This is a genomic window from Streptomyces sp. NPDC102441, from assembly GCF_044765585.1.
GTDB lineage: Bacteria > Actinomycetota > Actinomycetes > Streptomycetales > Streptomycetaceae > Streptomyces.
Window position 1 is genome coordinate 162,854 of sequence record NZ_JBIWKH010000013.1, and the last position, 25,980, is coordinate 188,833.

At 70.8% G+C, this 25,980-nt stretch carries 20 protein-coding genes; 13 read left to right on the plus strand and 7 right to left on the minus strand.

Features of this window, described 5'->3' with window-relative positions:
- Window positions 1-35 precede the first annotated feature (35 nt).
- Entirely contained in the window at window positions 36-1,112 is a 1,077-nt protein-coding gene (locus tag ACIREO_RS27290; protein ID WP_404114795.1) for an NAD(P)-binding domain-containing protein, read from the plus strand.
- A gap of 458 nt (window positions 1,113-1,570) precedes the next feature.
- Here ACIREO_RS27290 and ACIREO_RS27295 read toward each other — a convergent pair whose 3' ends face one another.
- On the minus strand, window positions 1,571-3,376 hold the full coding sequence (locus ACIREO_RS27295; RefSeq protein WP_404114797.1) for an ABC transporter ATP-binding protein: 1,806 nt from the start codon (window positions 3,374-3,376) through the stop codon (window positions 1,571-1,573).
- Between the two features lie 153 nt (window positions 3,377-3,529).
- On the opposite strand from ACIREO_RS27295, the gene ACIREO_RS27300 reads away from it, so the two are divergent.
- From ACIREO_RS27300 to ACIREO_RS27325, 6 genes are all read left to right on the plus strand, one after another.
- Window positions 3,530-3,976, plus strand: coding sequence for a MarR family winged helix-turn-helix transcriptional regulator (locus ACIREO_RS27300; protein WP_404114799.1), 447 nt, complete (start codon window positions 3,530-3,532; stop codon window positions 3,974-3,976).
- A gap of 46 nt (window positions 3,977-4,022) precedes the next feature.
- Complete coding sequence (locus ACIREO_RS27305; protein WP_404114801.1) at window positions 4,023-6,965, plus strand: FAD-binding and (Fe-S)-binding domain-containing protein; 2,943 nt, start codon at window positions 4,023-4,025, stop codon at window positions 6,963-6,965.
- Window positions 6,966-7,224: 259 nt separating this feature from the next.
- Complete coding sequence (locus ACIREO_RS27310) at window positions 7,225-8,676, plus strand: Gfo/Idh/MocA family protein (RefSeq protein WP_404114803.1); 1,452 nt, start codon at window positions 7,225-7,227, stop codon at window positions 8,674-8,676.
- A gap of 153 nt (window positions 8,677-8,829) precedes the next feature.
- Window positions 8,830-10,662, plus strand: coding sequence for an ABC transporter transmembrane domain-containing protein (locus ACIREO_RS27315; protein WP_404114805.1), 1,833 nt, complete (start codon window positions 8,830-8,832; stop codon window positions 10,660-10,662).
- Window positions 10,659-12,440: an ABC transporter ATP-binding protein gene (locus ACIREO_RS27320; RefSeq protein ID WP_404114807.1), complete on the plus strand. Its 1,782-nt coding sequence runs from the start codon at window positions 10,659-10,661 to the stop codon at window positions 12,438-12,440. Before ACIREO_RS27315 ends, ACIREO_RS27320 begins: the two co-directional genes overlap by 4 nt.
- A 181-nt stretch (window positions 12,441-12,621) precedes the next feature.
- Entirely contained in the window at window positions 12,622-13,983 is a 1,362-nt protein-coding gene (locus ACIREO_RS27325) for an NAD(P)/FAD-dependent oxidoreductase (RefSeq protein WP_404114809.1), read from the plus strand.
- Between the two features lie 53 nt (window positions 13,984-14,036).
- On the opposite strand, the gene ACIREO_RS27330 is transcribed toward ACIREO_RS27325, so the two are convergent.
- Together ACIREO_RS27330 and ACIREO_RS27335 are read right to left on the minus strand one after the other, a co-directional pair.
- Window positions 14,037-15,572, minus strand: a complete 1,536-nt coding sequence (locus ACIREO_RS27330) for an ATP-dependent DNA ligase (protein WP_404114811.1) — start codon at window positions 15,570-15,572, stop codon at window positions 14,037-14,039.
- A gap of 65 nt (window positions 15,573-15,637) precedes the next feature.
- Window positions 15,638-16,429, minus strand: coding sequence for a metal-dependent hydrolase (locus tag ACIREO_RS27335; RefSeq protein WP_404114813.1), 792 nt, complete (start codon window positions 16,427-16,429; stop codon window positions 15,638-15,640).
- Between the two features lie 155 nt (window positions 16,430-16,584).
- Here ACIREO_RS27335 and ACIREO_RS27340 point away from each other — a divergent pair, with 155 nt between their 5' ends.
- Both ACIREO_RS27340 and ACIREO_RS27345 read left to right on the plus strand, forming a co-directional pair.
- Window positions 16,585-19,098 (plus strand): DEAD/DEAH box helicase, encoded by a 2,514-nt coding sequence (locus ACIREO_RS27340; protein ID WP_404114815.1) that lies wholly within the window; start codon window positions 16,585-16,587, stop codon window positions 19,096-19,098.
- A 34-nt stretch (window positions 19,099-19,132) separates the two neighbouring features.
- Window positions 19,133-20,008: an acyl-CoA thioesterase gene (locus tag ACIREO_RS27345; RefSeq protein ID WP_404114817.1), complete on the plus strand. Its 876-nt coding sequence runs from the start codon at window positions 19,133-19,135 to the stop codon at window positions 20,006-20,008.
- A gap of 19 nt (window positions 20,009-20,027) precedes the next feature.
- On the opposite strand, the gene ACIREO_RS27350 is transcribed toward ACIREO_RS27345, so the two are convergent.
- A complete protein-coding gene (locus ACIREO_RS27350) occupies window positions 20,028-20,255 on the minus strand; it encodes a DUF6011 domain-containing protein (protein WP_404114819.1) in 228 nt (75 codons plus the stop codon).
- Between the two features lie 200 nt (window positions 20,256-20,455).
- Here ACIREO_RS27350 and ACIREO_RS27355 point away from each other — a divergent pair, with 200 nt between their 5' ends.
- Entirely contained in the window at window positions 20,456-21,790 is a 1,335-nt protein-coding gene (locus ACIREO_RS27355) for a chloride channel protein (protein ID WP_404115094.1), read from the plus strand.
- On the opposite strand, the gene ACIREO_RS27360 is transcribed toward ACIREO_RS27355, so the two are convergent.
- Window positions 21,744-21,917, minus strand: a complete 174-nt coding sequence (locus ACIREO_RS27360) for a hypothetical protein (protein WP_404115103.1) — start codon at window positions 21,915-21,917, stop codon at window positions 21,744-21,746. The two genes, ACIREO_RS27355 and ACIREO_RS27360, sit on opposite strands and share 47 nt — an antisense overlap.
- 77 nt (window positions 21,918-21,994) lie before the next feature.
- Between ACIREO_RS27360 and ACIREO_RS27365 the strand changes: the two genes are divergently transcribed.
- Together ACIREO_RS27365 and ACIREO_RS27370 are read left to right on the plus strand one after the other, a co-directional pair.
- The gene (locus ACIREO_RS27365; RefSeq protein WP_404114821.1) at window positions 21,995-22,546 is read left to right on the plus strand and encodes a GNAT family N-acetyltransferase; all 552 of its coding nucleotides are present in this window, start codon (window positions 21,995-21,997) and stop codon (window positions 22,544-22,546) included.
- Between the two features lie 31 nt (window positions 22,547-22,577).
- Window positions 22,578-23,066, plus strand: a complete 489-nt coding sequence (locus ACIREO_RS27370; protein ID WP_404114823.1) for a glutathione peroxidase — start codon at window positions 22,578-22,580, stop codon at window positions 23,064-23,066.
- Between the two features lie 221 nt (window positions 23,067-23,287).
- Here the strand turns inward: ACIREO_RS27370 and ACIREO_RS27375 are convergent, their stop codons facing one another.
- Window positions 23,288-24,517 (minus strand): acyl-CoA dehydrogenase family protein, encoded by a 1,230-nt coding sequence (locus ACIREO_RS27375; protein WP_404114825.1) that lies wholly within the window; start codon window positions 24,515-24,517, stop codon window positions 23,288-23,290.
- 175 nt (window positions 24,518-24,692) lie between these two features.
- On the opposite strand from ACIREO_RS27375, the gene ACIREO_RS27380 reads away from it, so the two are divergent.
- On the plus strand, window positions 24,693-25,343 hold the full coding sequence (locus ACIREO_RS27380) for a TetR family transcriptional regulator (RefSeq protein ID WP_404114827.1): 651 nt from the start codon (window positions 24,693-24,695) through the stop codon (window positions 25,341-25,343).
- A 49-nt stretch (window positions 25,344-25,392) separates the two neighbouring features.
- Here ACIREO_RS27380 and def read toward each other — a convergent pair whose 3' ends face one another.
- Window positions 25,393-25,947: a peptide deformylase gene (gene def / locus ACIREO_RS27385; protein ID WP_404114829.1), complete on the minus strand. Its 555-nt coding sequence runs from the start codon at window positions 25,945-25,947 to the stop codon at window positions 25,393-25,395.
- Window positions 25,948-25,980 lie beyond the last annotated feature (33 nt).

Here is a 25,980-nt window from a genome sequence, read left to right on the forward strand (position 1 = left end):
GGAAGATCCGGGACACCTCCAGAGTTAGTAGAAACGTGAACTACCTAGAGGCGCGTGAACTGGACGTGGTCGTCATCGGAGCCGGGCAGGCGGGCCTGTCCGCCGGCTATCACCTGCTGCGCGCCGGACTCGCGCCCGACCAGGACTTCGTCGTGCTCGATCACGCACCCCGGCCCGGCGGCGCCTGGCAGTTCCGCTGGCCCTCGCTCACGTACGGCAAGGTGCACGGCATGCACTCCCTGCCCGGCATGGAACTGACGGGCGCCGACGACAACCGCCCCTCGTCCGAGGTGATCGGGGCGTACTTCGACGCCTACGAGCGGCGCTTCGGCCTGCGGGTGCACCGGCCGGTCGGGGTGAGCGCCGTGCGCGACGGTGAGAGCGGCCGGCTGCTCGTGGAGACCTCCGAGGGTACGTACGCCACGCGTGCGCTGATCAACGCCACCGGCACCTGGGACCGGCCGTTCTGGCCGCGCTATCCGGGTCAGGAGACCTTCCGCGGCCGGCAGCTGCACACCGCGGACTACCCGGGGCCGGCGGAGTTCGCCGGGTTGCGGGTCGTCGTGGTCGGCGGCGGCGCCTCCGGCACCCAGCACCTGATGGAGATCGCCGAGGTGGCGGCGGAGACGTACTGGGTGACGCGGCGTCCTCCGGTGTTCGTGGAGGGGCCGTTCGGTGAGGAGCGGGGGCGGGCCGCAGTGGCCATGGTGGAGGAGCGCGTACGACGTGGGCTTCCGCCGCAGAGCGTGGTGAGCGTGACCGGACTTCCGCTCGACGACGCCGTCCGGCAGGCGCGCGAGCAGGGCGTCCTCGACCGGCTTCCCATGTTCGAGCGGATCACGCCCGACGGGGTCACCTGGCCCGACGGCCGCACCGTCGAGGCCGACGTCATCCTCTGGGCCACAGGCTTCCGGGCCGCCGTCGATCATCTGACGCCGCTGAGACTCCGGGAGCCCGGCGGCGGCATCCGCGTCGAGGACACCCGGGCGGTGCGGGACGCACGCGTCCATCTCGTCGGTTACGGCCCGTCCGCCAGCACCATCGGCGCCAACCGGGCCGGCCGGGAGGCGGTCCGTTCGGCCACCCGGCTGCTGGACAGCGTGCCGGCCTGACCGGGCACGAGTGGCAGATTCGGCAGCAGAACACACGAACACGGGATCGGGTGTTCGCTCGAACGCGTGGTCGTTCCGGATCTGGTTGCTCAACTACCGTGCGACGTCGGATGATTACTACACGCACACAGCGGGCTGCAGACCGCTACTGCGCATGTCCCACAGATGCACCACGCACAAGGAGAATCACCGAATGAACTTCCTCACCAACCTGCTTGCCGGCGTCGTCCACTTCGTGGGTTGGCTCGTCTGATCTTTCCTGCACAACGGCGCCGCCGCTCCCCGTCCCACGGGAGCGGCGGCGCTGCCGTGTGTCGGCTCCTCAGACCCGATGGTGGAGCCAAGCAGTGCAGCGACATCCAGGGGCCGGTGTCCTGGGAGTTCCACCCCGAGCAGTGCTCGGCATGGGTGGCGATCCCGCCGCACCCCCCGACGCCTTCACAGGAGGGTCCGCGCTCTCAGGTGGCAGCCGGGACCGGATGACTGTCGCGGCGGATCAGGGCGGCGTACCGGCCGTCCTGCGCGAGCAGTTCCTCGTGCGTGCCGCGCTCGGCCGTGCGGCCGTCGTCCAGGACGACGATCTGGTCCGCGTCCCGGACAGTGGAGAGCCGGTGCGCGATGGTGAGCGTGGTGCGGCCCTTCGACAGGGCGTCGACGGCTTGCTGCACGGCGTGTTCCGTCCGGGTGTCGAGGGCACTGGTCGCTTCGTCGAGGATCAGCACGGGCGGGTCCCGGAGAATCGTGCGGGCGATCGCCAGCCGCTGCTTCTCGCCGCCGGAGAAGCGGTAGCCGCGTTCACCGACGAGGGTGTCGTAGCCGTCGGGCAGCCCGGCGATGTGGTCATGGATCTGCGCGGTGCGGGCCGCGGCCTCGATCTCCTCGTCTGTGGCGTCCGGCTTGGCGAAGCGGAGGTTCTCGGCGACCGAGGCGTGGAAGAGGTAGGTCTCCTGGGAGACCACGCCGACGGCCCGGGCGAGGGTGTCGAAGTCCAGGTCGCGCACGTCGACGCCGTCGATCGTGACCCGGCCGGCTGTGACGTCGTACAGCCGGGGCACGAGGTAGCTGAGCGTGGACTTTCCGGATCCCGTGGGGCCGACGACGGCCAGGCTGTTCCCGGCGGGCACGGTCACATCGATGCCGGTCAGGGTCGGGCCGCTCTTCTCGTCGTAGCTGAAGGTGACGTCCTCGAAAGCGATCTCGCCGCGGATCTCCTCCAGCCGGACGGGCTTCTCGGGCTCGGTGATGTCCACGTGGAGATCGAGGTACTCGAAGATGCGCGCGAACAGGGCGAGGGACGTCTGCATCTGCACACCGGTGGAGAGCAGGCTCACCGCCGGCCGGAACAGGCCCTGCTGAAGCGAGACGAAGGCGACCAGGGTGCCGATGGAGACGGCTGTGACGCCTGACTGGAGCGTGAGACCGGCCGCCCAGTAGATGACCGCGGGCATGGCGGCCATCACGATGCCGATGGTCGACATCCTCCAGCGCCCCGCCATGCTGGAGCGCACTTCGAGGTCGACCAGGCGCTCCGACTCCTCGGAGAAGGCCTTGGTGAGGGAGTCCGAGCGGCCCATGGTCCGGCCGAGCAGAATGCCGCTGACGGAGAGCGATTCGGTGACCGTGGCCGCCATCGCCGCCATCTGTCTCTGGCGCTGGGTGGTGATCCGCTTGCGCTCCCGGCCGACGCGACGGCTGATCCAGACGAAGACGGGCAGCAGGAGCAGCGAGACGACGGTGAGCCGCCAGTCCAGCGCGAGCATGGCGACCACGGTGGCGATGACGGCGGTGAGGTTGGAGACCAGGGAGGTCGCGGTGGAGGTGACCGTCGCCTGCATTCCGCCGATGTCGTTGGCGATGCGGGACTGCACCTCGCCCGTGCGGGTCCGGGTGAAGAAGGCGAGAGGCATCCGCTGCAGCTGGGTGTAGACGGCGGTGCGCAGGTCGTGCATGACGCGCTGGCCGACCGTCGTGGAGATCAGGGTCTGCAGGACGCCGAAGACGCCGTTCATCACTGCGGTGAGGATCATGCCGAGAGCGAGGAGCGTGAGCAGACCTGTGCGCCCTTGAGGGATCGCGGTGTCCAGGATCTCGCGGAGCAGGAACGGGGAGGCGACCGAGACCAGCGAGGAGGCACCGACCAGCAGCCCGACCACGGTGAGTCTGCCTCGGTAAGGCCGGAAGAGCCGGAAGATGCGGCGCAGCTCGGCGGGTGGCTGCCCCGGCTCTGCGGCTGGAGGTGTCCAGGTGGGTTCGTCGGGTTTCATGGGCTCCTTCGAGAGCGTGCGACGGATGGGGTGCTCGTGCGTCCGGCAGCCGGCACGGAGACCCGGGTCGAGCTGGCAGAGGAGCGGACTTTTGAGAGCCTAGCTCATTGTTACCTCTATTCACAATGAACAAGGTCCTGATATTGTTCCCTCATGGACTCCCCCGACTCCGACGGCATGCTCGCCGAGCAGCTGCTGCGGCTCACCCGCCGTCTCCAGCGCATCCAGAGCCGGCAGCTGGAGCCGATCGGCATCACCCCGGCCCAGTTCCGCCTTCTGCGCACGACGGCGCACTACGAGGGGCCGCCCCGGATGGCCGATCTCGCCGAGCGCCTGGACGTCGTCCCACGAGCGGTGACCACCCTGGTCGACGGCCTGGAGGCGAGTGGCCGGGTGAGGCGGGCCCCTGATCCGGCCAACCGGCGGGTGGTCCGTATCGAGATCACCGAAGAGGGCCGCGCCGTGCTCCGTTCGATGCGCGACGCGCGCAAGGCCGCCGCGGAGGAGATCCTGGCTCCATTGACCGCCGAACAGCGTGAGGTGCTCGGCGGACTGCTCACCGCTCTGGTCGACGGGATGCCGGAGCGCCGCCGCTGCTGAGGCACGCGGTGCGGCCACCGCACCGCACCGTCGAGGGGATCCTGAGATGCCGCTGCTGGAGCCGGAGCCGGAAGCCCTGCGCCCTCGTACGGCACGCGCCCCGTCCCCCGATCGGGTGCCCGGCTGGAAAGCGTCGGGGACCCCTGCGGAGCTGCGGGCCGGCCTGACCGCACTGCTCGGTCCGGAGAGGGTGCTGTGGAAGGTCTCCGACCTCGTGCGGTACGCCTCCGATGCCAGCCCTTATCGCTTCCTGCCGCAGGTCGTGCTGGTCCCCGAGGGCCTCGACGACATTTCGGCGATCCTGTCCTACGCGCACGGCAACGGCCGCGGTGTCGTCTTCCGGGCCGCGGGCACCAGCCTCAACGGCCAGGCGCAGGGTGAGGACATCCTCGTCGACGTACGCCGGCACTGGACGGGGATCGAGGTCCTGGACGGTGGCGCCCGGGCCCGGATCCGGCCCGGTACCACCGTCATGCGGGCCAACGCCGCTCTCGCCCGGCACGGCCGGATCCTGGGACCGGACCCCGCCAGCGCCATCGCCTGCACCATCGGCGGTGTCGTGGCGAACAACGCCTCGGGGATGACCGCGGGAACCACGAGGAACTCGTACCGCACGGTCTCCTCCCTGACCTTCGTCCTGCCGAGCGGCACAGTGGTCGACACGGCCGAGGCGGAGGCCGACGAGCTGCTGCGTCACGCGGAACCGCGCCTGTGCGAGGAGCTGATGTCCCTCAAGGCGGAGATCGAGGCCGACGAGCGGCTCACCGCCCGGATCCGCGCCAAGTACGAGATCAAGAACACCAACGGCTACCGCCTCGACGCGTTCCTCGACGGATCGACCCCCGTGGAGATCCTGCGGGGCCTGATGGTCGGGTCCGAGGGCACCTTCGGATTCATCTCCGAGGTCGTGTTCGACACCCTGCCCCTGGACCGGCACGTCTCCTCCGCTCTGCTGTTCTTCCCCTCACTCACGGCGGCCGCTGCGGCCGTGCCTCGGTTCAACGAGGCGGGAGCGATCGCGGTGGAGCTGATGGACGGCAACACCCTGCGCGCCTCGGTCCGCGTCGAGGGTGTTCCTTCCGACTGGGCGGGGCTCCCACAGGGGACGACGGCGCTCCTCGTGGAGTTCCGCGCCCCGGACGAGAGCGCGCTGTCCGCCTGTGAGCAGGCCGCGGGCGCGGTCGTCGCGGACCTCGATCTGGTGGCTCCGGCCGTCTCCGTCACCAATGAGTTCACCCGGGACGCCGCCAGCGTCTCGGGCTACTGGAAGGCGCGCAAGGCGTTCGTCACCGCCGTCGGCGGCTCCCGCCCGTCGGGCACGACGCTGATCACCGAGGACTTCGCCGTCCCGCCGTCCCGGCTCTCGGAGGCCTGCGAGGCGCTGCTCGCACTGCAGGCCGTGCATGGTTTCGACGCCGCTGTCGCCGGTCATGCCGCGCACGGGAATCTGCACTTCCTGCTCGCCTTCGACGCGGCGAAGCCGGCCGACGTCGACCGGTACGCCGCGTTCATGGACGAGTTCTGCACGCTCGTCGTCGACCGCTTCGACGGATCGCTGAAGGCGGAGCACGCCACCGGCCGCAACATCGCGCCCTTCCTGGAACGGGAATGGGGTACCACCGCGACCGAGCTGATGTGGCGTACGAAGCAGGCCATCGACCCCGACGGGGTCCTGGCGCCCAGGGTCGTCCTCGACCGGGACCCGAAGGCGCATCTGCGCGGGCTCAAGACCATTCCCAAGGTCGAGCCGGTCGCCGACCCGTGCATCGAATGCGGGTTCTGCGAGCCGACCTGCCCCAGTGAGGACCTCACCACCACGCCGCGTCAGAGGATCGTGCTGCGCAGGGAGATGATGCGGCAGCCGGCCGGCTCCCCGGTCGAGGCCGGGCTGCTGGACGCCTATGGCTACGACGCGGTGGACACCTGCGCGGGCGACTCCACGTGCAAGCTCGCGTGCCCGGTCGGCATCGACACCGGGGCGATGATGAAGGACTTCCGTCATCACCGGCACTCGCCGCGTGAGGAGCGGGTCGCGGTCCTCACCGCACGGCGCTTCAAGATCGTCGAGGCGTCGGCGCGGGTCGCCCTCGGCATGGCCGACGCCGTGACCCGCCGTGCCGGCGACGGGCTGCTCGAGGCCGTGACACGGATCGCCCGCAAGGCCGTACGCCCGGATCTGCTGCCGGAATGGCTGCCCGAGATCCCCGGCCGCGCCTCGCGCACTCTGCCGCCGACCTCCCGCGCGGGGGCGAGCGCGGTCTACTTCCCGGCCTGTGTGAACCGCATCTTCGCGGGCCCGGAGGATACGGAGGCGCTGTCGCTCGCCGAGTCCGTCGTCTCCCTGTCCGCGCGGGCCGGCAGGACCGTGTGGATCCCCGAGGACGTCGCCGGGACCTGCTGCGCGACGATCTGGCACTCCAAGGGGTACGACGCCGCCAACGCGGTCATGGCCAACCGCGTCGTGGAGGCGGCCTGGGGCTGGACGGCCGGTGGCGCGCTCCCCCTGGTCGTCGACGCGTCGTCGTGCACGCTGGGCCTGGCGCACGAGGTGGTTCCGTATCTCACCGAGGACAACAGGGCGCTGCACGAGGAGCTGACTGTCGTCGACTCCCTCGTCTGGGCCGCCGACGAGCTGCTGCCCTCGCTGACCGTGTTCCGCAGGACGGGTTCCGCCGTCCTGCATCCCACCTGCTCGATGGAGCATCTGGGCGATGTGGCACATCTGCGTACGCTCGCCGAGGCATGCGCCGATGAGGTCGTCGTGCCTGACGACGCGGGCTGCTGCGGATTCGCGGGCGACCGCGGCATGCTGCACAAGGAGCTCACCGACTCGGCGACCGCCAAGGAGGCGGCGGAGGTCAACACCCGGGAGTACGACGCCTATCTGTCGGCGAACCGGATGTGCGAGATCGGGATGGACCGGGCGACCGGCCACCGGTACCACTCGGCGCTGATCGAGCTGGAGCGGGCCACCCGGCCGGTCCTCTGAAAACGGGGCGCCCGCCGGTTCCTCGCCGGCTCCACAAGGTCCCTGACTCCGCGAGCGCCGCCCGGCCGTTCCCTCGTGCCCCGTCGCCCTCCACGCCACCGCCGTAGCAAAGTCCATGGTTTACGCGCGAGAGTCCAAACGCATCCCTTGCGCAACAACAGCCTCACCGTCCAGGGTCCTTACCGAGGTCCGGGCGCCCGCCTCTCGCGGGTTCCCGAACCGTTCGCGCACCGTCGGATCGCCCTTTTCTGGAGGCTCGATGAATGACGACGCATCACAGGACCTGGACCCACTGACCTCGGACGACGGCTCGATGAGCCGTCGTTCCGTGCTTCGCACCACGGCCGGAGCCGCTGGAATCGCCGGTGTCGGACTCGGGTTGGGCACCCTCGGCTCCACCGCCGCGTCGGCGGCCGAGAACCCGGTGGCCGCCGCCTCGGCCCCCGATGCCTCCCCCGCCCGCAAGGGCGCCACCATGGCCGGCGTCCCCTTCGACCGGCGCTCCACCGTGCGCGTCGGCATCGTGGGCCTCGGCAATCGCGGCGGCAGCATGATCGATCTCTTTCTCGCCGTCACGGGGGTGCGGGTCGTCGCGGTCTGCGACCCGGTGAAGGCCAAGGCCGAACAGGCCGCCGCGAAAGTCACCGCGGCGGGTCAGCCCACACCCGCCGTGTACACGAACGGCGAGGACGACTACGAGAACCTCTGCAAGCGCGGCGACATCGACTTCGTCTACGTGGCGACACCTTGGGACTTCCACTTCGAGATGGCGAAGACCGCCATGCTCAACGGCAAGCACGTGGGCGTCGAGTGTCCGGTCGCCCTGCAACTCGACCAGCTCTGGCAGCTGGTCGACCTCTCAGAGCGGACCCGGCGGCACTGCATGCAGATGGAGAACTGCTGCTACGGCCGGAACGAGATGCGCGTGCTGCGGATGGCGCACGCCGGCCTCTTCGGCGATCTGCTGCACGGGGCGGGCGCGTACAACCACGACCTGCGCGGGCTGATGTTCGACCCCGACTACTACGAGGGCCCTTGGCGGCGGCTGTGGCACACCCGGCTGCGCGGGGATCTCTACCCCAACCACGGGTTCGGCCCTGTGGCCAACTATATGGACGTCAACCGTGGCGACCGGGCCGTCAGCATCACGAGCGTCGGATCCCCCTCGCGCGGTCTCGCCGCCTATCGCAAGGAGCACATGCCGGCCGGTGACCCGAGCTGGAAGGAGACGTACATCGAGAGCGACCGGACGATCAGTCTCGTCCAGACAGCCAAGGGCCGGGTGATACGCCTGGAACACGATGTGTCGACGCCTCACCCGTACTCACGTATCAACAGCCTCGGCGGCACGAAGGGGGTCTTCGAGGACTACCCCGAGCGGATCTACCTCGAACCGGACCACTCGAACGACGAGTGGGCCGACTTCGGCGCGTACGCGGAGTGGGACCACTGGCTGTGGAAGGAGCACGCCGACCCGCCCGGCGGTCACGGCGGGATGGACTACATGCTGGTGTTCCGGCTGATGCAGTGCATGCGCCTCGGGCTCGTCCCGGACTTCGATGTGTACGACGCGGCCACCTGGACCTCGCCGGTCCCGCTGAGCCACCTCTCCATCAAGGCCGGTGGTGCCCCGCAGCAGATCCCGGACTTCACCCGAGGCGAGTGGAAGAAGGCCCGCTCGGGCATGGACTCCGAACAGCCCGCCGAGTAGGCCGGACCGGGCCCCGACGCCGGGGCCCGGTCCCGCACACCCCGAATAATCGGTTGCCCCGGGCGGGGGCGGGAAGCGAACCTTGCACGGTTTGGTCCCCCCACTGCTCCACCGGATCCGCCACGGATCTCCGCTTCCGATTCTTGGGACGTCATGCAGATTCGCGATCTTCCGTACTCGGATCCAGGAGATCCCGACGTACGGTCAGGCCCCCGTTTTCTGTTCTGGCTCGGCCGGAACCAGCTCACCGGCCAGCTCAAGTCCCTTTCCTGGGGGCTGCTCCACCACTGCGCGATCGCGGGCCTCCCGCTGGCCGTCGGCCTCACCGTGCAGGCCGTCATCGACCGCTCCGGCCGGGACCTCGCGGTGGCCGGCGTCCTCCTCGTGGTCCTCGGCGTCCTCATCGCTCTGGGCGACACCATGCTCCACCGGACGGCGGTCACCAACTGGATCACCGCGGCGGCCCGGGTGCAGCAGCTGCTGGCGCGCAGGACGGCCGAGCTGGGCTCGGCGCTGACCCGGAGGGTGGCGGCCGGTGAAGTGGTCGCGGTATCCACGGGCGACGTCGAAAAGATCGGATGGTTCGTCGAGGCGCTGTCGCGCTTCCTGGCAGCCGCGACCGCGCTCGTACTGATCTGTGTCGGGCTGGTCCTCTATCTGCCCTCGCTCGGTGTTCTGGTCGCGATCGCCACCCCGGTCCTGGCCTTGACCGTTCTGCCGCTGCTCCCCCGGGCCACCCGCCGGGCCGATCTGCAGCGTGAGAAGGCGGGCCGGGCCACGGAGCTGGCCTCCGACACGGTCGCCGGGCTGCGGGTGCTGCGCGGCATCGGCGGCGAGGAGCTGTTCCTCGATCGCTACCGGCGTGCGTCGCAGGAGGTCCGCAAGGCCGCCGTACGCAGTGCGCGGATGTGGGCGCTCATCTCGGCGATCCAGGTGTTCCTGCCGGGAGTTCTGCTGATCTCACTGGTCTGGTACGGCGCGACGCTGGCCCGGGACGGCCGGATCGACGTCGGCCAGCTCGTCACCGTGTACAGCGCGGCGACTCTGATGCTCTTTCCTCTGCGCAACGTGGAGGAGATCGCCATGGCGTACTCCTTCTCGCGGCCGTCCGCGCAGCGCGCCGTCCGGGTGCTGTCCCTGCGTCGCAGTACCCGCCCCCCGACGGCGGACGCGGCGGCGCCCCAAGGCGATCTGTACGACCCTGTGACCGGACTGATGGCGCCGCAGGGCCTGTTCACCGCCGTGGTCTGCGGCGATCCCGACGAGGCGGGGCGGCTGGCGGAGCGGCTCGGCGGCCACGCCGAGCCGGACGACGACGCCTCCGTCCCGGCCCCCTCGGTGCTGCTCGGCGGTGTGCCCCTGGACGAGCTGCCGCTCGACTCGGCACGGGCCGCGGTGCTGGTGCAGGACAAGGACCCGGTGCTGCTCTCCGGGACGCTGCGGGAGCTGCTGGACGTCCCGTCCTCGGGGGGCGTGACGGCCGAGGAGGCGCTGGCCGCCGCCCGGTGCGGTGACGTGCTCGACGCGCTGGCGCAGGCATCCGTCGACGCGGACGGAGATCCGATGAACACCCGGATCACCGAGCGCGGCAGATCGCTCTCGGGTGGGCAGCGGCAGCGGCTGGCACTGGCCCGTTCGCTGGTCACCGACCCGGAGGCGCTCGTGCTCGACGAGCCGACGTCCGCGGTGGACTCGCACACGGAGGCCAGGGTCGCCGCCGGTGTCGAGCACCTGCGCCGGGGCCGTACGACGGTGGCGTTCGCCTCGTCACCGCTGCTGCTGGACCTCGCCGACCGCGTCGTGCTCGTCCACGGGGGCACGGTCGTGGCGGTGGGCACACACCGCGAACTACTGCGGGACGAACCGCGGTACCGGGCGGTCGTGACCCGTGAGACCGAGGACGAGGCCGTGGCGCCGGACGGGACCACCGTGACGGACGGCCTCCGGCCGGCCCGGGTGGCAGAGGAAATCGAGGAGCGAGCATGATCGGCGTGGCACCACCGGAGTACGACCCGGCCGCACCGCGGTCGGCGACGACGCTGCCGGTCGGTACGCCGACGACCGTACGGACGTATGTACGCGCCCTGCTACGGCGTCACCGCAGGCCGTTCGCGGTCCTGGTCGCCACCAACGCGGTCGCGGTGATCGCGTCCATCACCGGCCCCTACCTGCTCGGCGGGCTCGTCGAGGACCTCTCGAACGGGGCCACCGACCTCCATCTGGAGCGCACCGCCGCGGTGTTCGCCCTGGCGCTGGTCGTACAGACCGTGTTCACGCGGACCATGAGGCTGCGCGGGGCGATGCTCGGTGAGGAGATGCTCGCCGATCTGCGCGAGGACTTCCTCGTACGGTCGGTCGGCCTGCCGCCCGGCGTCCTTGAGCGGGCCGGGACCGGTGATCTGCTGTCCAGGATCACGACGGACATCGACCGGCTGGCCAACGCCATGCGTGAGGCCGTGCCCCAGCTGGCGATCGGTGTCGTCTGGGTGGGGCTGCTGCTCGGCGCCCTGACCGTCACCGCCCCGCCGCTGGCGCTCGCCGTCCTGATCTCGCTTCCGGTGCTGGTCGCCGGCTGCCGCTGGTACTTCCGGCGGGCCCCCTCGGCGTACCGCTCGGAGGCGGCCGGCTACGCGGCGGTCGCGGCCGCGCTCGCCGAGACCGTGGATGCCGGGCGCACCGTCGAGTCCCATCGGCTGGGGGCCCGCAGGATCGCACTGTCGGACCGCCGGGTCGCGGAGTGGACGGCCTGGGAGCGGTACACCCTGTTCCTGCGCTCGGTGCTCTTCCCGGTCATCAACACGACGTACGTGACGATTCTCGGTGCGGTGCTGCTGCTCGGCGGCTGGTTCGTGATGGAGGACTGGATCACCGTCGGGGAGCTGACGACGGGGGCGCTCCTGGCGCAGATGATGGTGGACCCGATCGGTCTGATCCTGCGGTGGTACGACGAGCTGCAGGTCGCCCAGGTGTCGCTGGCGAGGCTCGTCGGCGTACGGGAGATCGAGCCGGACGCGGGCGACGACCTGGTCGGTCCTGACGGCCGGGAGGTGCGGGCCGAGGAGGTGCGCTTCGGCTACCGCGCGGGCGTCGACGTCCTGCACGACGTGTCGCTCGCCGTCGACCCGGGTACGCGGATCGCGCTGGTCGGGCCGTCAGGGGCGGGCAAGTCCACGCTGGGGAGACTGCTGGCGGGGATCTACGCGCCCCGGGAGGGTTCGGTCTCGCTCGGCGGCGCCGAGCTGTCCCGGATGACGGCGGAGCGGGTGCGGACCCATGTCGCTCTCGTCAACCAGGAGCACCACGTGTTCGTGGGTTCTCTGCGGGACAACCTCCTGCTGGCCCGTACGGACGCCGGGGACGCGGAGCTGTGGGCTTCGCTGGCAGCGGTGGACGCGGAGGGCTGGGCGAAGGCCCTCGACGGCGGGCTGGACACGGAGGTCGGCTCGGGCGGCCTGGCCGTCACCCCCGCGCAGGCGCAGCAGATCGCCCTGGCCAGGCTCGTCCTGGCGGACCCGCACACGCTGGTGCTGGACGAGGCGACGTCGCTGCTGGACCCGCGGGCCGCCCGTCACCTGGAGCGTTCGCTGGCGCGGGTGCTGGACGGCCGTACGGTGGTGGCGATCGCGCACCGTCTGCACACCGCGCACGACGCGGATGTGATCGCGGTGGTCGAGGAGGGCCGGATCAGCGAGCTGGGCAGCCACGACGAACTGGTGGCCGCGGACGGCGCGTACGCGGCGCTGTGGCGTTCCTGGCACGGCTGAGCGGCCGCGGCGCCGCCCGGCGTCCCGGGGCGGGGTCCTGCCGCGTGTCACCGTCCCGGCGGCCGGGTCCCCCCGCACAGGAGGCGAACTCGGTCCCCTCCGGTGAGGATGAGGGAGTGACTGGCCTCGGATACGGGGCAGGCGAGCGATGACCGCGTAAACCCGAGAAGGGACGCACACCGTGGCACGACCCAGGATTCTCGTTGTCGGCGCCGGCTTTGCCGGGGTCGAGTGCGTACGCCGGCTGGAGCGCACCCTCGCTCCGGGCGAGGCGGACATCGCGCTCGTCACCCCGTTCTCGTACCAGCTGTACCTGCCGTTGCTTCCCCAGGTCGCCTCAGGGGTGCTCACCCCCCAGTCGGTCGCCGTGTCCCTGCGACGCAGCAGGCGTCACCGCACCCGGATCGTGCCGGGCGGGGCCATCGGGGTGGACACGAAGGCGAAGGTCTGCGTCGTCCGCAAGATCACGGACGAGATCGTGAACGAGCCGTACGACTACCTCGTGATGGCTGCGGGCAGCGTCACCCGGACCTTCGACATCCCGGGGCTGGTCGACAACGCCCGGGGCATGAAGACCCTGGCCGAGGCGGCCTACATCCGGGACCACGTCATCTCCCAGCTCGATCTGGCCGACGCCAGTCACGACGAGGAGGAGCGGGCGTCCCGGCTGCAGTTCGTGGTGGTGGGCGGCGGGTACGCCGGCACGGAGACCGCCGCGTGTCTGCAGCTCCTGACCACCAACGCCGTCAAGCACTACCCCAGGCTGGACCCCAAGCTGATCAAGTGGCATCTGATCGACATCGCGCCCAAGCTCATGCCGGAGCTCGGCGACAAGCTCGGCCTCAGCGCCCTCGAGATCCTGCGCAGGCGCGGGATCGAGGTCTCGCTCGGTGTCTCCGTGGCCGAGGCGGGCCCCGACAAGGTGACGTTCACGGACGGCCGGGTGCTGCCCTGCCGCACGCTGATCTGGACCGCGGGCGTGGCGGCCAGTCCGCTGGTCGCCACCCTGGACGCCGAGACGGTGCGCGGGCGGCTCGCCGTGACACCGGAGATGACTCTGCCCGGCAGCGACGGGGTGTTCGCGCTCGGCGACGCGGCGGCGGTGCCGGATCTGGCCAAGGGCGACGGAGCGATCTGTCCGCCCACCGCTCAGCACGCCATGCGCCAGGGCCGCAAGCTCGCGGACAACATCATCGCGTCGCTGCGTGGCCGTCCACTGCAGCCGTACGTCCACAAGGACCTCGGCCTGGTCGTGGACCTGGGTGGCATGGACGCGGTGTCCAAGCCGCTGGGCATCGAGCTGAGGGGCCTGCCGGCCCAGGCCGCGGCGCGCGGTTACCACTGGGCGGCGCTTCGGACGAATGTCGCGAAGACCCGTGTCATGACCAACTGGCTGCTCAACGCGATCGCCGGTGACGACTTCGTGCGCACGGGGTTCCAGGCCCGCAAGGAGGCCACTCTGCGCGACTTCGAGTACACCGACGCCTATCTCACCCCGGAGGAGATCCGCGCGCACACGGCGGGCGCGCAGACCCGCGGCTGAGCCCTGCCCCGGCCCCTGTCCCCCGGCCCCGGCCACGCGGGCAGGGGCCGGAGTCATGTCCGGCGGGAGAGCACCGTGCCGACCGTGTCGGCCTCCTCGGCCCGCTTGTCCTCGCGGTAGCGCAGGACACGGGCGAACCGCAGCGTGACACCTGCCGGGTAGCGCGTGGAGCTCTGCAGTCCGTCGTAGGCGATCTCCACGACGAGTTCCGGGCGCACCGTCACCACATGTCCGTCGTCGCCGGTGGCCAGCTCCTGGAGGCGTCCGGTCTGCCAGGTGAGCACGGTGTCCGTGAGCCCTTTGAAAGTCTTGCCCAGCATCGCGAACGTGCCGTCCTCACGGCGGGCGCCCAGATGCAGGTTGGAGAGCTTCCCCGTGCGTCTGCCGTGGCCCCATTCGGCGGCGAGCACCACGAGGTCCAGGGTGTGCACGGGTTTCACCTTCAGCCAGGAGGCACCCCTGCGGCCGGCGCTGTACGCCGCAGTGCCGCCCTTGACGACGACGCCCTCGTGCCCGCGGGCCAGCGTGGCCTCGAAGAACGCCAGCGCGGCCTCGCGCCGCGGCTCGTCCGTGGGGTCGTCCACGGTGACACGCCGTACACGCATCGGTTCGGGGACCAGTGCGGCCAGTTCCCGGTGGCGTTCGGCGAAAGGGAGGTCGAGGAGCTCACGTCCGTCGACGGACAGCGCGTCGAAGAAGACGGGGACCACGGGAACGGCGCCCGCCGCGGTGGCGACATCGCGCCGGGAGCCCACCCGCCCGGCTGTCTCCTGGAACGGCCGCGGCCTCCCGTCGGCGCCGAGCGCGATCACCTCTCCGTCCAGGATGAACCGGTCGGCAGGGAAGGCGCTCACCGCCCCGGCGAGTTCGGGGAGCCGGTCGGTGATGTCGTCGAGCGTGCGGGTGTAGACGCGGATGCCCGCCTCGTCACGGTGCACCTGTACGCGGATGCCGTCCAGCTTCTCCTCGACCGCGCAGGGCCCCAGCCGGTCGATCGCCTCGGTCACGGAGGCGGCGGTGTGCGCCAGCATGGGCTGGACCGGGCGCCCGACGGTGAGCCGGAAGGAGGCGAGGCCCCCGGGCCCCTCGGCGAGCAGGGTACGGGCGACGGGTCCGAGGGATCCGGCGAGCATGACGGCGCGCCGCACCTCGGCGGGCGGTGCTCCGGCCGCGTCGGCGAGGGCGTCGGCGGCGACGGCGTCCAGGGCGCCCTGCCGCACCTCACCGGTGAGCAGTGCGCGCAGGAAGCGCTGTTCTTCGGCGGTGGCGGCGCCGAGCAGCCGTGTCAGACTCTCTCTGCGGGCTGCCTGCGAGCCAGGGCCGCTGAGGGCTCCGATCGCTGTCAGCTCCGCGTCGGTCTCCGTCACGGTCAGCGTGGGGTCGTCGGCGGGCGTCACGTCGTGGCGCAGGGCGCTCCAGCCGATCCCGAGCCGCCCCTGCGGGAGGCGGCCGGCGAGATACGGGATGGCGACCGGGACGTCGTCCGGCCCCGCCTCCCGGAAGAGGCCGGCCAGCAGGGCGGTCTTCCGGGTTCGGGCCGAGGTCGCGGCGACCTCCAGGGACACACGGGCGAGCCTGGCGAGCAGCATGCGGCCATGGTGCTACGGCGGAGGGCACGCCGCCCCCGGAGAGCGCCGGGATCACGGGGCAGCCCTCAGATGACGTTGAGCGCCGCCGCGCCGCCCACGCCTCCGAGGATCATGAAGACGGGCATCAGCACCTTGAGCTCCACCCAGCTGCCGGCCCGGAACCGCATGGCCTTCGGCGGACCGAGCGGGTACCAGCGCCTGCGGCCCAACGGTATCGGCCAGAGGATCGGGCAGCCCGAGACGGTCAGGGCGTCGCCGATGTCGTGGACGAGCGCGCCGAGCACGATGGGGAGTCCGAGCCACAGGTACTCCTGGCCGGGCGCGGCGAACAGCCAGTCGGAACCGTTGCCCGGCTGGTCGAGCACTCCGGCGAGGATCCACGCGCTGGTCGCGCCCAGCAGCCACACGAGGACGTCGCTGGAGACCCGGGCCGCCCGCCACAGCAGGCCTTCCACGGCGAGCACGAGGTGGACGAAGAGGATGCCGAGGACCGCCCACCGGCCGCCGAAGACGGCCGCGGCCGAGGCTCCGGCGCCGATCAGCACCGCCCAGAGCCAGGTGTGGGTGAGGGTGCGGTGACCGCCGGTCCTGCGCGGGTCACCCGCGCCCCGGGTCGCCTTGTAGACGGCGTACGAGAGCTTGTCGACTATCTCGCAGAGACCCTTGGAGATCGGTCCGAAGGCCCGGGAGATGGTGGCCGACTTGTGGTCGAGGTCCGGGGCGAGCGCCGCGCCCGCGGTGATCAGGGCACCCACGACCAGGACGGGCCAGGGCATCGTGTGGCCCGCGGCAGCGGCCGCGGCACCCACCCCCAGCCAGGCCGCTGCCCCTGACAGAGAGTGTGCCGGTCCCATCATGGCTGTTCCCGCCCCATCGTGATTCGGCCGTGTGTCCAGGCCGTGCCGCCATTGTCTGTGTGAGGCGGCCGAGTTGAGTGGGAAGCGTATCGTCCGTGATCTTCGCCGGATCCTCCGGTTCCCTCATCCGGGCCGGGGGCATGCAAGATGGGGGCGTGACCCTTATCGATCAGCTGCCCCCGACCGCAGACCCGGACGCCCTCTTCGAGGCCTTCTCGTCATGGACCGAATCGCAGGGCATCACCCTCTATCCGGCTCAGGAGGAGGCGCTGATCGAGGTGGTCTCCGGGGCGAACGTGATCCTTTCCACGCCCACGGGCTCCGGGAAGAGCCTGGTCGCGGCGGGTGCGCACTTCACCGCGCTGGCCCAGGACAAGGTCACGTTCTACAGCGCGCCCATCAAGGCGCTGGTCTCGGAGAAGTTCTTCGACCTGTGCAAGCTCTTCGGCACGGAGAACGTCGGCATGCTGACCGGCGACGCCTCGGTCAACGCCGACGCCCCGGTCATCTGCTGCACCGCCGAGGTGCTCGCGTCGATCGCGCTGCGTGACGGCAAGTACGCCGACATCGGCCAGGTCGTGATGGACGAGTTCCACTTCTACGCGGAGCAGGACCGTGGCTGGGCCTGGCAGATCCCGATCCTGGAGCTCCCGCAGGCACAGTTCGTGCTGATGTCGGCGACCCTCGGCGACGTCAAGATGTTCGAGGGGGATCTGACCCGCCGTACCGGCCGCCCGACGTCCGTGGTGCGTTCCGCGACCCGGCCGGTGCCGCTGAGCTACGAGTACCGGCTGACGCCGATCACGGAGACGCTCACCGAGCTCCTGGACACCCGGCAGTCGCCCGTCTACATCGTGCACTTCACGCAGGCCACAGCGGTGGAGCGGGCTCAGTCGCTGATGAGCATCAACATGTGCACGAAGGAGGAGAAGGAGAAGATCGCCGACCTGATCGGCAGCTTCCGCTTCACCACCAAGTTCGGCCAGAACCTCTCCCGTTACGTGCGGCACGGGATCGGGGTGCACCACGCGGGCATGCTCCCCAAGTACCGCCGCCTCGTCGAGAAGCTCGCGCAGGCGGGTCTGCTGAAGGTCATCTGCGGCACGGACACGCTGGGCGTCGGTGTCAACGTCCCCATCCGTACGGTGCTGTTCACGGCGCTCACCAAATACGACGGCACCCGCGTGCGCACCCTGCGCGCCCGCGAGTTCCATCAGATCGCGGGCCGGGCGGGCCGGGCCGGATTCGACACTGCGGGCTTCGTCGTCGCGCAGGCCCCCGAGCATGTCATCGAGAACGAGAAGGCCGTCAAGAAGGCGGGCGACGACCCCAAGAAGAAGCGCAAGGTGGTCCGGAAGAAGGCCCCCGAGGGCTTCGTCGCCTGGTCGGAGACGACCTTCGACAAGCTGATCCAGTCCGACCCCGAGCCGCTGACCTCCCGCTTCCGGGTCACGCACACGATGCTGCTCGCGGTGATCGCCCGCCCGGGAAACGCCTTCGCGGCGATGCGCCATCTGCTCGAGGACAACCACGAGCCGCGCAGGGCTCAGCTGAGGCACATCCGCCGTGCCATCGCGATCTACCGTTCGCTGCTCGACGGCGGTGTCGTCGAGCAACTGGACACGCCCGACGCCGAGGGCAGGATCGTACGGCTCACCGTCGACCTCCAGCAGAACTTCGCGCTCAACCAGCCGCTGTCGACGTTCGCGCTGGCCGCCTTCGACCTGCTGGACGCCGAATCCCCTTCGTACGCCCTGGACATGGTCTCGGTCGTCGAGTCGACGCTGGACGACCCGCGGCAGATTCTGGCCGCCCAGCAGAACAAGGCGCGGGGTGAGGCCGTCGGGCAGATGAAGGCGGACGGTGTCGAGTACGAGGAGCGGATGGAGCGGCTCCAGGAGGTCACGTACCCCAAGCCGCTGAGCGAGCTGCTCTGGCACGCGTACGACGTGTACCGCACGAGCCACCCGTGGGTCGGTGACCACCCGGTGTCTCCGAAGTCGGTGATCCGGGACATGTACGAACGGGCGATGACGTTCACGGAGTTCACCTCGAACTACGAGCTGGCCCGCACCGAGGGCATCGTGCTGCGCTATCTGGCGAGTGCGTACAAGGCGCTGGAGCACACCATCCCGGACGATCTGAAGTCCGAGGACCTGGAGGATCTGATCGCCTGGCTGGGCGAGATGGTGCGTCAGGTGGACTCCAGTCTGCTGGACGAGTGGGAGCAGCTGGCCAATCCGGAGGTGGAGACGGCCGAGCAGGCGCAGGAGCGTGCCGAGGAGGTCAAGCCGGTCACGGCCAACGCCCGTGCCTTCCGTGTCCTGGTGCGCAACGCGATGTTCCGCCGGGTGGAGCTGGCCGCCCTGGACCGGGTCCGTGACCTGGGCGAGCTGGATGCCGACAGCGGCTGGGACGAGGACGCCTGGGGCGAGGCGATGGACGGCTACTGGGACGCGCACGAGGACCTGGGCACGGGCCCGGACGCGCGCGGCCCGAAGCTGCTGAAGATCGACGAGGACCCGGAGCACGGTCTGTGGCGGGTGTGGCAGGCCTTCGCCGACCCCGCGGGCGACCATGACTGGGGAATTCGTGCGGAGGTCGATCTCGCGGCCTCCGACGAGGAGGGCCGGGCAGTCGTCCGGGTCACGGCCGTGGGCCAGCTGTGACGACGCCCCTGCCAGGAGAGTGGAGCAGAACCGCATGACGAACCCCGCCGAAAGCCTGGTCGATCTGCTCGACCTGGAGCGGATCGAGGTCAACATCTTCCGTGGCCGCAGCCCCGACGAGTCCCTCCAGCGGGTCTTCGGCGGGCAGGTCGCGGGCCAGGCTCTGGTCGCGGCCGGCCGCACGACCGACGGGGACCGTCCCGTCCACTCGCTGCACGCCTACTTCCTGCGTCCCGGCCGGCCCGGCGTGCCGATCGTCTACGACGTGGAGCGGGTGCGGGACGGCCGGTCCTTCACCACGCGCCGGGTCACGGCCGTGCAGCAGGGGCGGACGATCTTCAATCTGACGGCGTCCTTCCACCGTCCGGAGGAGGCCGGCTTCGAGCACCAGCTGCCGCCGGCCCGCGTCGTGCCCGGTCCGGAGGAGCTGCCGACGGTCGCCGACGAGGTACGCGAGCACCTGGGCGGTCTGCCGGAGGCGCTGGAGCGGATGGCCCGGCGCCAGCCCTTCGACATCCGCTATGTCGACCGGCTGCGCTGGACGCGCGAGGAGATCAAGGACGCGGACCCGCGCAGCGCGGTGTGGATGCGCGCGGTCGGGCCGCTGGGCGACGATCCGCTCGTGCACACCTGTGCGCTGACGTACGCGAGCGACATGACGCTGCTGGACGCGGTACGCATCCCGGTCGAGCCGCTGTGGGGCCCGCGCGGCTTCGACATGGCCTCGCTGGACCACGCCATGTGGTTCCACCGGCCGTTCCGGGCGGACGAGTGGTTCCTCTACGACCAGGAGTCGCCGATCGCCACGGGTGGCCGCGGGCTCGCCAGGGGGCGGATCTACGACCGTCAGGGGCAGTTGCTGGTGTCCGTGGTGCAGGAGGGGCTGTTCCGCCGTCTGGAGGGCGCGTAGACCGGGCGCCCGGGGCCGCTCAGGTGCCGGGCAGCGGGTCCTGATCGACCTCGTGGCGGCGGGTCCGGATGTCCGGCCCTGCCGGGTGCAGCTTGGCGTCACAGGCCGGGCCGAGTCCGGTACGGCGTGATTCCGCGCCGGTGAGGGGACGCCCGCACAGTGCGCAGCGCACCGGCCGGCGGGGGGCCGGCCGCTCCGGCTCGGCCGGCGGTTCGGGAAAGCCGGGAAAGGGCTCGGGGGACTCCACCGGAGGATCATCTCAAGCCGGAGCTCCCCTTCGCTCGGCCGGCCCCGCCGCGGCGTGGCCACGTGCGGGAGCACGGTCCGAATCGTCACTCCTCCACAGCGGGTACATCGCGGACATAACGCCACATCGTGGTATCACCGTGTGGATCCCGGCGGGACAGCGTGTTCCGGCCGGGGCCCGACGCGGAGGAGACCATGACGATGCCGGCCGAACAGGGGACAGCACCCGCGACCGAGCAGCCGGATCCTCTCGCCGTGGTGCGCACCCGCGCGTACGCGGTCCTTCTCGTCATCGTGGCGGCCCTGGGAGTCCCGATCTCCGCCGCGGCGTTCGGCTTCCTGGCACTCGTCCACGAGATCCAGTCCCTGACCTACAAGGATCTGCCCCACGCGCTGGGCTTCGGGAGTACGCCGTCGTGGTGGCCGATCCCGCTGCTCGCCGTCGCGGGTCTGCTGACCGCACTGGCGGTTCGCCACCTACCGGGAACGGGCGGGCACAGGCCGGCCGAGGGTTTCGTGAACACGGGGGCGCCCACCGCCTCGGAGCTGCCGGGGGTCGCGCTCGCCGCACTGGCATCCCTCGGCCTCGGCGCGGTCCTCGGCCCCGAGGCCCCGCTCATCGCCCTCGGCGGCGGGCTGGCCGTCGGTGCGGCCCGGCTGCTGAAGCCGGGCCTGGCGCCCAGCGCGGCCGCGATGGTGGCGGCGGCGGGGAGCTTCGCCGCCGTCAGCGCCCTTCTGGGGTCCCCGCTCCTCGGCGCGTTCCTGCTGATGGAGGCGTCCGGCCTCGCCGGGATGACGCTCGGCCTCGTGCTCGTACCGGGACTCCTCGCTTCGGGCATCGGGTCGCTCATCTTCATCGGCCTGGGATCGTGGACCGGGCTCGGCACGTACTCGCTGACCCTCCCCCATGTCCCGCACGCCCCCCAGCCCACGGTTGCCGAGTTCGGCTGGGCCATCGCCCTCGGGGCCGCGGCGGCCCTCGTTGGCACGGGCGTCAGGAGGCTTTCCCTGTCCCTGCAGGGGCGGGTCGGGCAGCGGCGGGTGATCGCGACCGTGATGATGGGCCTGACCGTGGGCGTACTCGCACTGCTCTACGCCGAGAGCACGGGAAGGAACGCCTCCGAGGTGCTCTACTCGGGCCAGGACGCCCTCGGCGGTCTGCTCGCCGAGGACGCCACGTACACGGTGGGGACGCTCCTCCTGCTGGCCGTCTGCAAGGCACTCGCGTACTCCGCGTCACTGAGCGCCTTCAGGGGCGGCCCCATCTTCCCTTCGATGTTCCTGGGGGCGGCGGGCGGGCTGGCGCTCTCGCACCTGCCCGGCCTGGACGCCACCTCGGGTTTCGCGATGGGGATCGGAGCCATGTGCGTGGCGATGCTCAAGCTGCCGATGACGTCGGTCCTGCTGGCCACGCTGCTGCTGGGTTCCGAGGGCATCACCGTCATGCCGCTCGTGATCGTCTCGGTCGTCGTCTCGTACGTCCTCGCGCTCAGGCTCGACCGGCCTTCCGCGGCCCCGCACACAGCGCCCAGATGACGAGGACGATCCCCAGGATGAGATGCACCCAGCCCCAGCCCGTCAGACTGAACTTGAACAGGTAGTCGCGCGTGGAGACGAACAGGTCGTCCTTGGCGCTGGCCGCGATGCCTTCGAAGACGGCCATCGCCCCACCGAAGAGTTCATCAGCCTGACACGGCCTCACCTCCTCTGTCCTGCCGTGAATGTGAAAGGACCCGCTTCATGACCGAGATCGTCCCCGTTTCCGGCCCCGAGCTGATCACGTACGCCGATGAGCTCGCCGCCCTGTTGATCGAGGCCGTGGAGGGCGGGGCCTCGGTCGGGTTCCTCGCCCCGCTGGACCGCGAGGCGGCGGCCGTCTGGTGGCGGGAGCGGGCCGCCGCCGTCGAGGCGGGAAGCCACCAGGTCTGGATCGCCCGGGACGACGAGCGGCTGGCGGGCACGATCAGCCTGGTCAAGGCACCCATGCCCAACGCCCGCCACCGCGCGGAGGTGACGAAGCTCGTGGTCAGGCCGTCGGCACGGGGCAGGGGGGTCGGCCGGGCCCTCCTCAGCGCGGTCGAACGGTCCGCAGCCGATCAGGGGCTGACACTGCTGGTCCTGGACACCGAGACGGGAAGCGACGCCGAGAGGCTCTACCGCTCGGCGGGCTGGACACCCTGCGGCTCCGTACCGGACTACGCGGCGGACCCGTACGGCGCGCTCAGGGCGACCACGTACTACTACCGGACGCTCGACCCGCGGGAGGCTTCCCCGCGGGGGCCGTCACAATGAGGGGGACGCCAAGCCACCGAGGAGATATCCCATGACGCTGCACGACATCCCGCTCCGCACGCTCGCCGGTGAACCGACCACCCTGGGCGCCTACGAGGGCTCGGCGGTCCTGCTGGTGAACGTCGCTTCCCAGTGCGGGCTCACTCCGCAGTACGCCGGCCTGGAGAGGCTCCAGAAGGAGTACGCGGACCGTGGTTTCACCGTTCTCGGAGTGCCCTGCAACCAGTTCGCGGGCCAGGAGCCGGGCACCGCGGAGGAGATCCAGACGTTCTGCTCGACTACGTACGGGGTCAGCTTCCCGCTGCTGGAGAAGATCGACGTCAACGGCGAGAACCGGCACCCGCTGTACACGGAGCTGACGAAGCTCGACGACGCCGAGGGTGCGGCCGGGGACGTCCAGTGGAACTTCGAGAAGTTCCTGATCTCCCCGGCCGGCGAGCCGGTCGCCCGGATCCGCCCCCGCACCGAGCCGGAGGCACCCGAGGTCGTCGCGGCCGTCGAGGCGCAGCTGCCTCGGTGACACTGCGGACAGCACGGCGGGGCCGGACCGGCATACGGTCCGGCCCCGCCGTGTCACTAGTGCCGCGGCAGGCAATGTTTGCCCGTCAAGGAGCGGCGTTCGGTGCGTGCTCTCGGTGTGCCGGCCGGAAGTCCTCGTACTGGACGTACTCGGGCTTTCGGCCGGTGCGGCGAGAGTGCGTGCCGGGCGTCGCGACGGGGCGAACGTTGCCTGCTGCGGCACTAGCGGATCGGCATCCCCGACAGGGTGCGGGCGATGACCAGGCGCTGGATCTCGCTCGTGCCCTCGAAGATGGTGTAGATCGCGGCGTCCCGGTGCATGCGCTCGACCGGGTACTCACGGGTGAAGCCGTTGCCGCCGAGGATCTGCACGGCCTGGGCGGTGACCGTCTTGGCCGTCTCGCTCGCGTAGAGCTTGGACATCGAGCCCTCGGCCGCGGTGAACGGCTTACCGGCGCTCGCCATCCAGGAGGCGCGCCAGACGAGCAGCCGTGCGGCGTCGATCTGCGTACGCATGTCGGCCAGCTGGAAGGCGATGCCCTGGTTGTCGATGATCGGGCGGCCGAACTGGGTCCGCGTCTTCGCGTAGTCGAGCGCGACCTCGTAGGCGGCGCGGGCGGTGCCGACCGCCATGGCGCCGACGGCCGGGCGGGAGGCCTCGAAGGTCGCCATGGCCGCGTTCTTGACCCGCTCGCCACCGCCGGCCCTGGCGCGCTCGCGAGCCCGGGCGAGGCGCTCGTCGAGCTTCTCCTTGCCGCCGAGCAGGCAATGGCCGGGGACGCGGACGTCCTCGAGGACGACCTCGGCCGTGTGCGAGGCGCGGATGCCGTGCTTCTTGAACTTCTGCCCCTGCGAGAGACCGGGGGTGGCCGGCGGGACGATGAAGGAGGCGTGGCCCTTGGAGCCCAGCTCGGGGTCGACGACGGCGACGACGACGTGGACGTTGGCGATGCCCCCGTTGGTCGCCCAGGTCTTGGTGCCGTTGAGGACCCACTCGTCCTTGGCCTCGTCGTACACCGCGCGGGTACGCATCGAGGCGACGTCGGAGCCCGCGTCCGGCTCGGAGGAGCAGAAGGCGGCGACCTTCACGTCGTCGGCGTCACCGTACATCTGCGGGATCCAGGTGCCGATCTGCTCCTCGGTGCCGTTGGCGAGGACGCCGACGGCCGCCAGGCCCGTACCGACGATCGACAGGGCGATGCCCGCGTCACCCCAGAAGAGCTCCTCCATCGCCATGGGGATGCCGAGCCCCGTAGGGTCGAAGAACTGCTGCGCGTAGAAGTCCAGGGAGTAGATGCCTACCTTCGCCGCCTCCTGGATGACGGGCCAGGGCGTTTCCTCACGCTCGTCCCACTCCGAAGCGGCCGGCCGGATCACCTCGGCCGCGAATCCGTGCAGCCAGTCACGGACCTGCTTCTGGTCGTCGTTGAGCTCGAGCGTGAACTCGGCCATGGTTCCCTCCATGCACTTCCGGATAAACCCGTTACTAGCGGTAACAACAGTCTGTTACCAGCAAGTAGCCTCTGTCAACCGGTCAACTGCGGATCCGCACACGGCAGACCAGGGTGTTACGTTGCCCGGGCGTGACGAGATCGCAGGACAGCTGGGCGGGGCGGGAGAAGACGACATGGAGACCACAAGAGGTGCCGAACGGCAGCGGACCGCGGCCGAACGACGCCGCCGGGAGCTGCTCGAAGCAGCGGACCGGGTGGTGCTCAGGGACGGCCCGAAGGCGTCGATGAACGCCATCGCCGCGGAGGCCGGGATCACCAAGCCCATCCTCTACCGGCACTTCGGCGACAAGGGCGGCCTCTACCGGGCTCTCGCCAAACGCCACACCGACGCGCTGCTGAGCGCCCTGCGGGCCTCGCTCGACGCACCGTCCGAGCGGCGCCAGCGGGTCGAGGCGACCCTGGACACCTACCTCGCGGCGATCGAGGCGCGCCCCCAGGTCTACCGCTTCCTGATGCACCCGTCCGACGACGCGGCCCCCTCGCCCGAACAGGGCTTCGACGTCGGCCGGCACTCCGCGCCGCTGCTGCGCCGACTCGGCGAGGAGCTGGGAAAGGTGATAGCGGAGCGGGTCGATCTCGGTCCCGACAGCGAGCAGATGGCCCGCATCTGGGGCCACGGCATCGTCGGCATGATGCACGCCGCCGGTGACTGGTGGCTGGGTGACCGGCCGTGCTCACGCGAGCAGCTCGTACGCAGCCTCGCCGACCTGCTCTGGGGCAGGCTCGCCGAGGCCGGTGACCTGCCCGGCGGCCAGCCGTTCTGAGCCCGGAGGCTTCCTGCCCGGGCCTTCGGTGTCCCGCGGGCCCGGGGGATCAGCCGTCGGCGGCCCTGCGCCCCCATGGAGCCCGCCGGGCCGCGCGCAGCGCCCTGGCGCGGCGCAGGCCCGTCAGCCGGTCCGTGTAGACCAGACCGTCGAGGTGGTCGCACTCGTGCTGCAGGCAGCGCGCGAACCAGCCGGTGCCGGTGATCCGCACCGGCTCCCCCGTCACCGTCCGGCCCTCCACGACCGCGTGGTCGAAACGCGGGGTGCCCGCCTCGAGCCCCGGGAGCGAGAGGCAGCCCTCAGCTCCGCGTACGGTGATGCCGTCCGCCTCGACGAGTACCGGATTGACGACATGGCCCAGGTGCCGGACCTCGTCATCGTCCGGACAGTCGAAGACGAACACCCTCAGGGGGAAACCGATCTGGTTCGCGGCGAGCCCCACACCGTTCGCGGCGTACATGGTGGCGAACATGTCCTCCACCAGCCGGGCGAGCCGCGGCCCGAAGTCCGTGACCTCGTCGCAGGGACTGTGCAGCACCGGGGCACCGAGCAGACTCATGGCACGAACGCGTCCGGAACTGCCGGGGATCGGGCGGTTTCGCATGGGAAGAAGAGTACGTTCCACGTGACCTCCACG

Excerpts from the sequence above, each read along its gene's own strand:
- ACIREO_RS27295 (WP_404114797.1), bottom strand. The coding sequence starts at position 3,376 with ATGAAACCCGACGAACCCACCTGGACACCTCCAGCCGCAGAGCCGGGG.
- ACIREO_RS27300 (WP_404114799.1), top strand. The coding sequence starts at position 3,530 with ATGGACTCCCCCGACTCCGACGGCATGCTCGCCGAGCAGCTGCTGCGG.
- ACIREO_RS27305 (WP_404114801.1), top strand. The coding sequence starts at position 4,023 with ATGCCGCTGCTGGAGCCGGAGCCGGAAGCCCTGCGCCCTCGTACGGCA.
- ACIREO_RS27310 (WP_404114803.1), top strand. The coding sequence starts at position 7,225 with ATGAATGACGACGCATCACAGGACCTGGACCCACTGACCTCGGACGAC.
- ACIREO_RS27315 (WP_404114805.1), top strand. The coding sequence starts at position 8,830 with ATGCAGATTCGCGATCTTCCGTACTCGGATCCAGGAGATCCCGACGTA.
- ACIREO_RS27320 (WP_404114807.1), top strand. The coding sequence starts at position 10,659 with ATGATCGGCGTGGCACCACCGGAGTACGACCCGGCCGCACCGCGGTCG.
- ACIREO_RS27330 (WP_404114811.1), bottom strand. The coding sequence starts at position 15,572 with ATGCTGCTCGCCAGGCTCGCCCGTGTGTCCCTGGAGGTCGCCGCGACC.
- ACIREO_RS27335 (WP_404114813.1), bottom strand. The coding sequence starts at position 16,429 with ATGATGGGACCGGCACACTCTCTGTCAGGGGCAGCGGCCTGGCTGGGG.
- ACIREO_RS27345 (WP_404114817.1), top strand. The coding sequence starts at position 19,133 with ATGACGAACCCCGCCGAAAGCCTGGTCGATCTGCTCGACCTGGAGCGG.
- ACIREO_RS27355 (WP_404115094.1), top strand. The coding sequence starts at position 20,456 with ATGCCGGCCGAACAGGGGACAGCACCCGCGACCGAGCAGCCGGATCCT.
- ACIREO_RS27360 (WP_404115103.1), bottom strand. The coding sequence starts at position 21,917 with ATGGCCGTCTTCGAAGGCATCGCGGCCAGCGCCAAGGACGACCTGTTC.
- ACIREO_RS27365 (WP_404114821.1), top strand. The coding sequence starts at position 21,995 with ATGACCGAGATCGTCCCCGTTTCCGGCCCCGAGCTGATCACGTACGCC.
- ACIREO_RS27370 (WP_404114823.1), top strand. The coding sequence starts at position 22,578 with ATGACGCTGCACGACATCCCGCTCCGCACGCTCGCCGGTGAACCGACC.
- ACIREO_RS27375 (WP_404114825.1), bottom strand. The coding sequence starts at position 24,517 with ATGGCCGAGTTCACGCTCGAGCTCAACGACGACCAGAAGCAGGTCCGT.
- ACIREO_RS27380 (WP_404114827.1), top strand. The coding sequence starts at position 24,693 with ATGGAGACCACAAGAGGTGCCGAACGGCAGCGGACCGCGGCCGAACGA.
- def (WP_404114829.1), bottom strand. The coding sequence starts at position 25,947 with ATGCGAAACCGCCCGATCCCCGGCAGTTCCGGACGCGTTCGTGCCATG.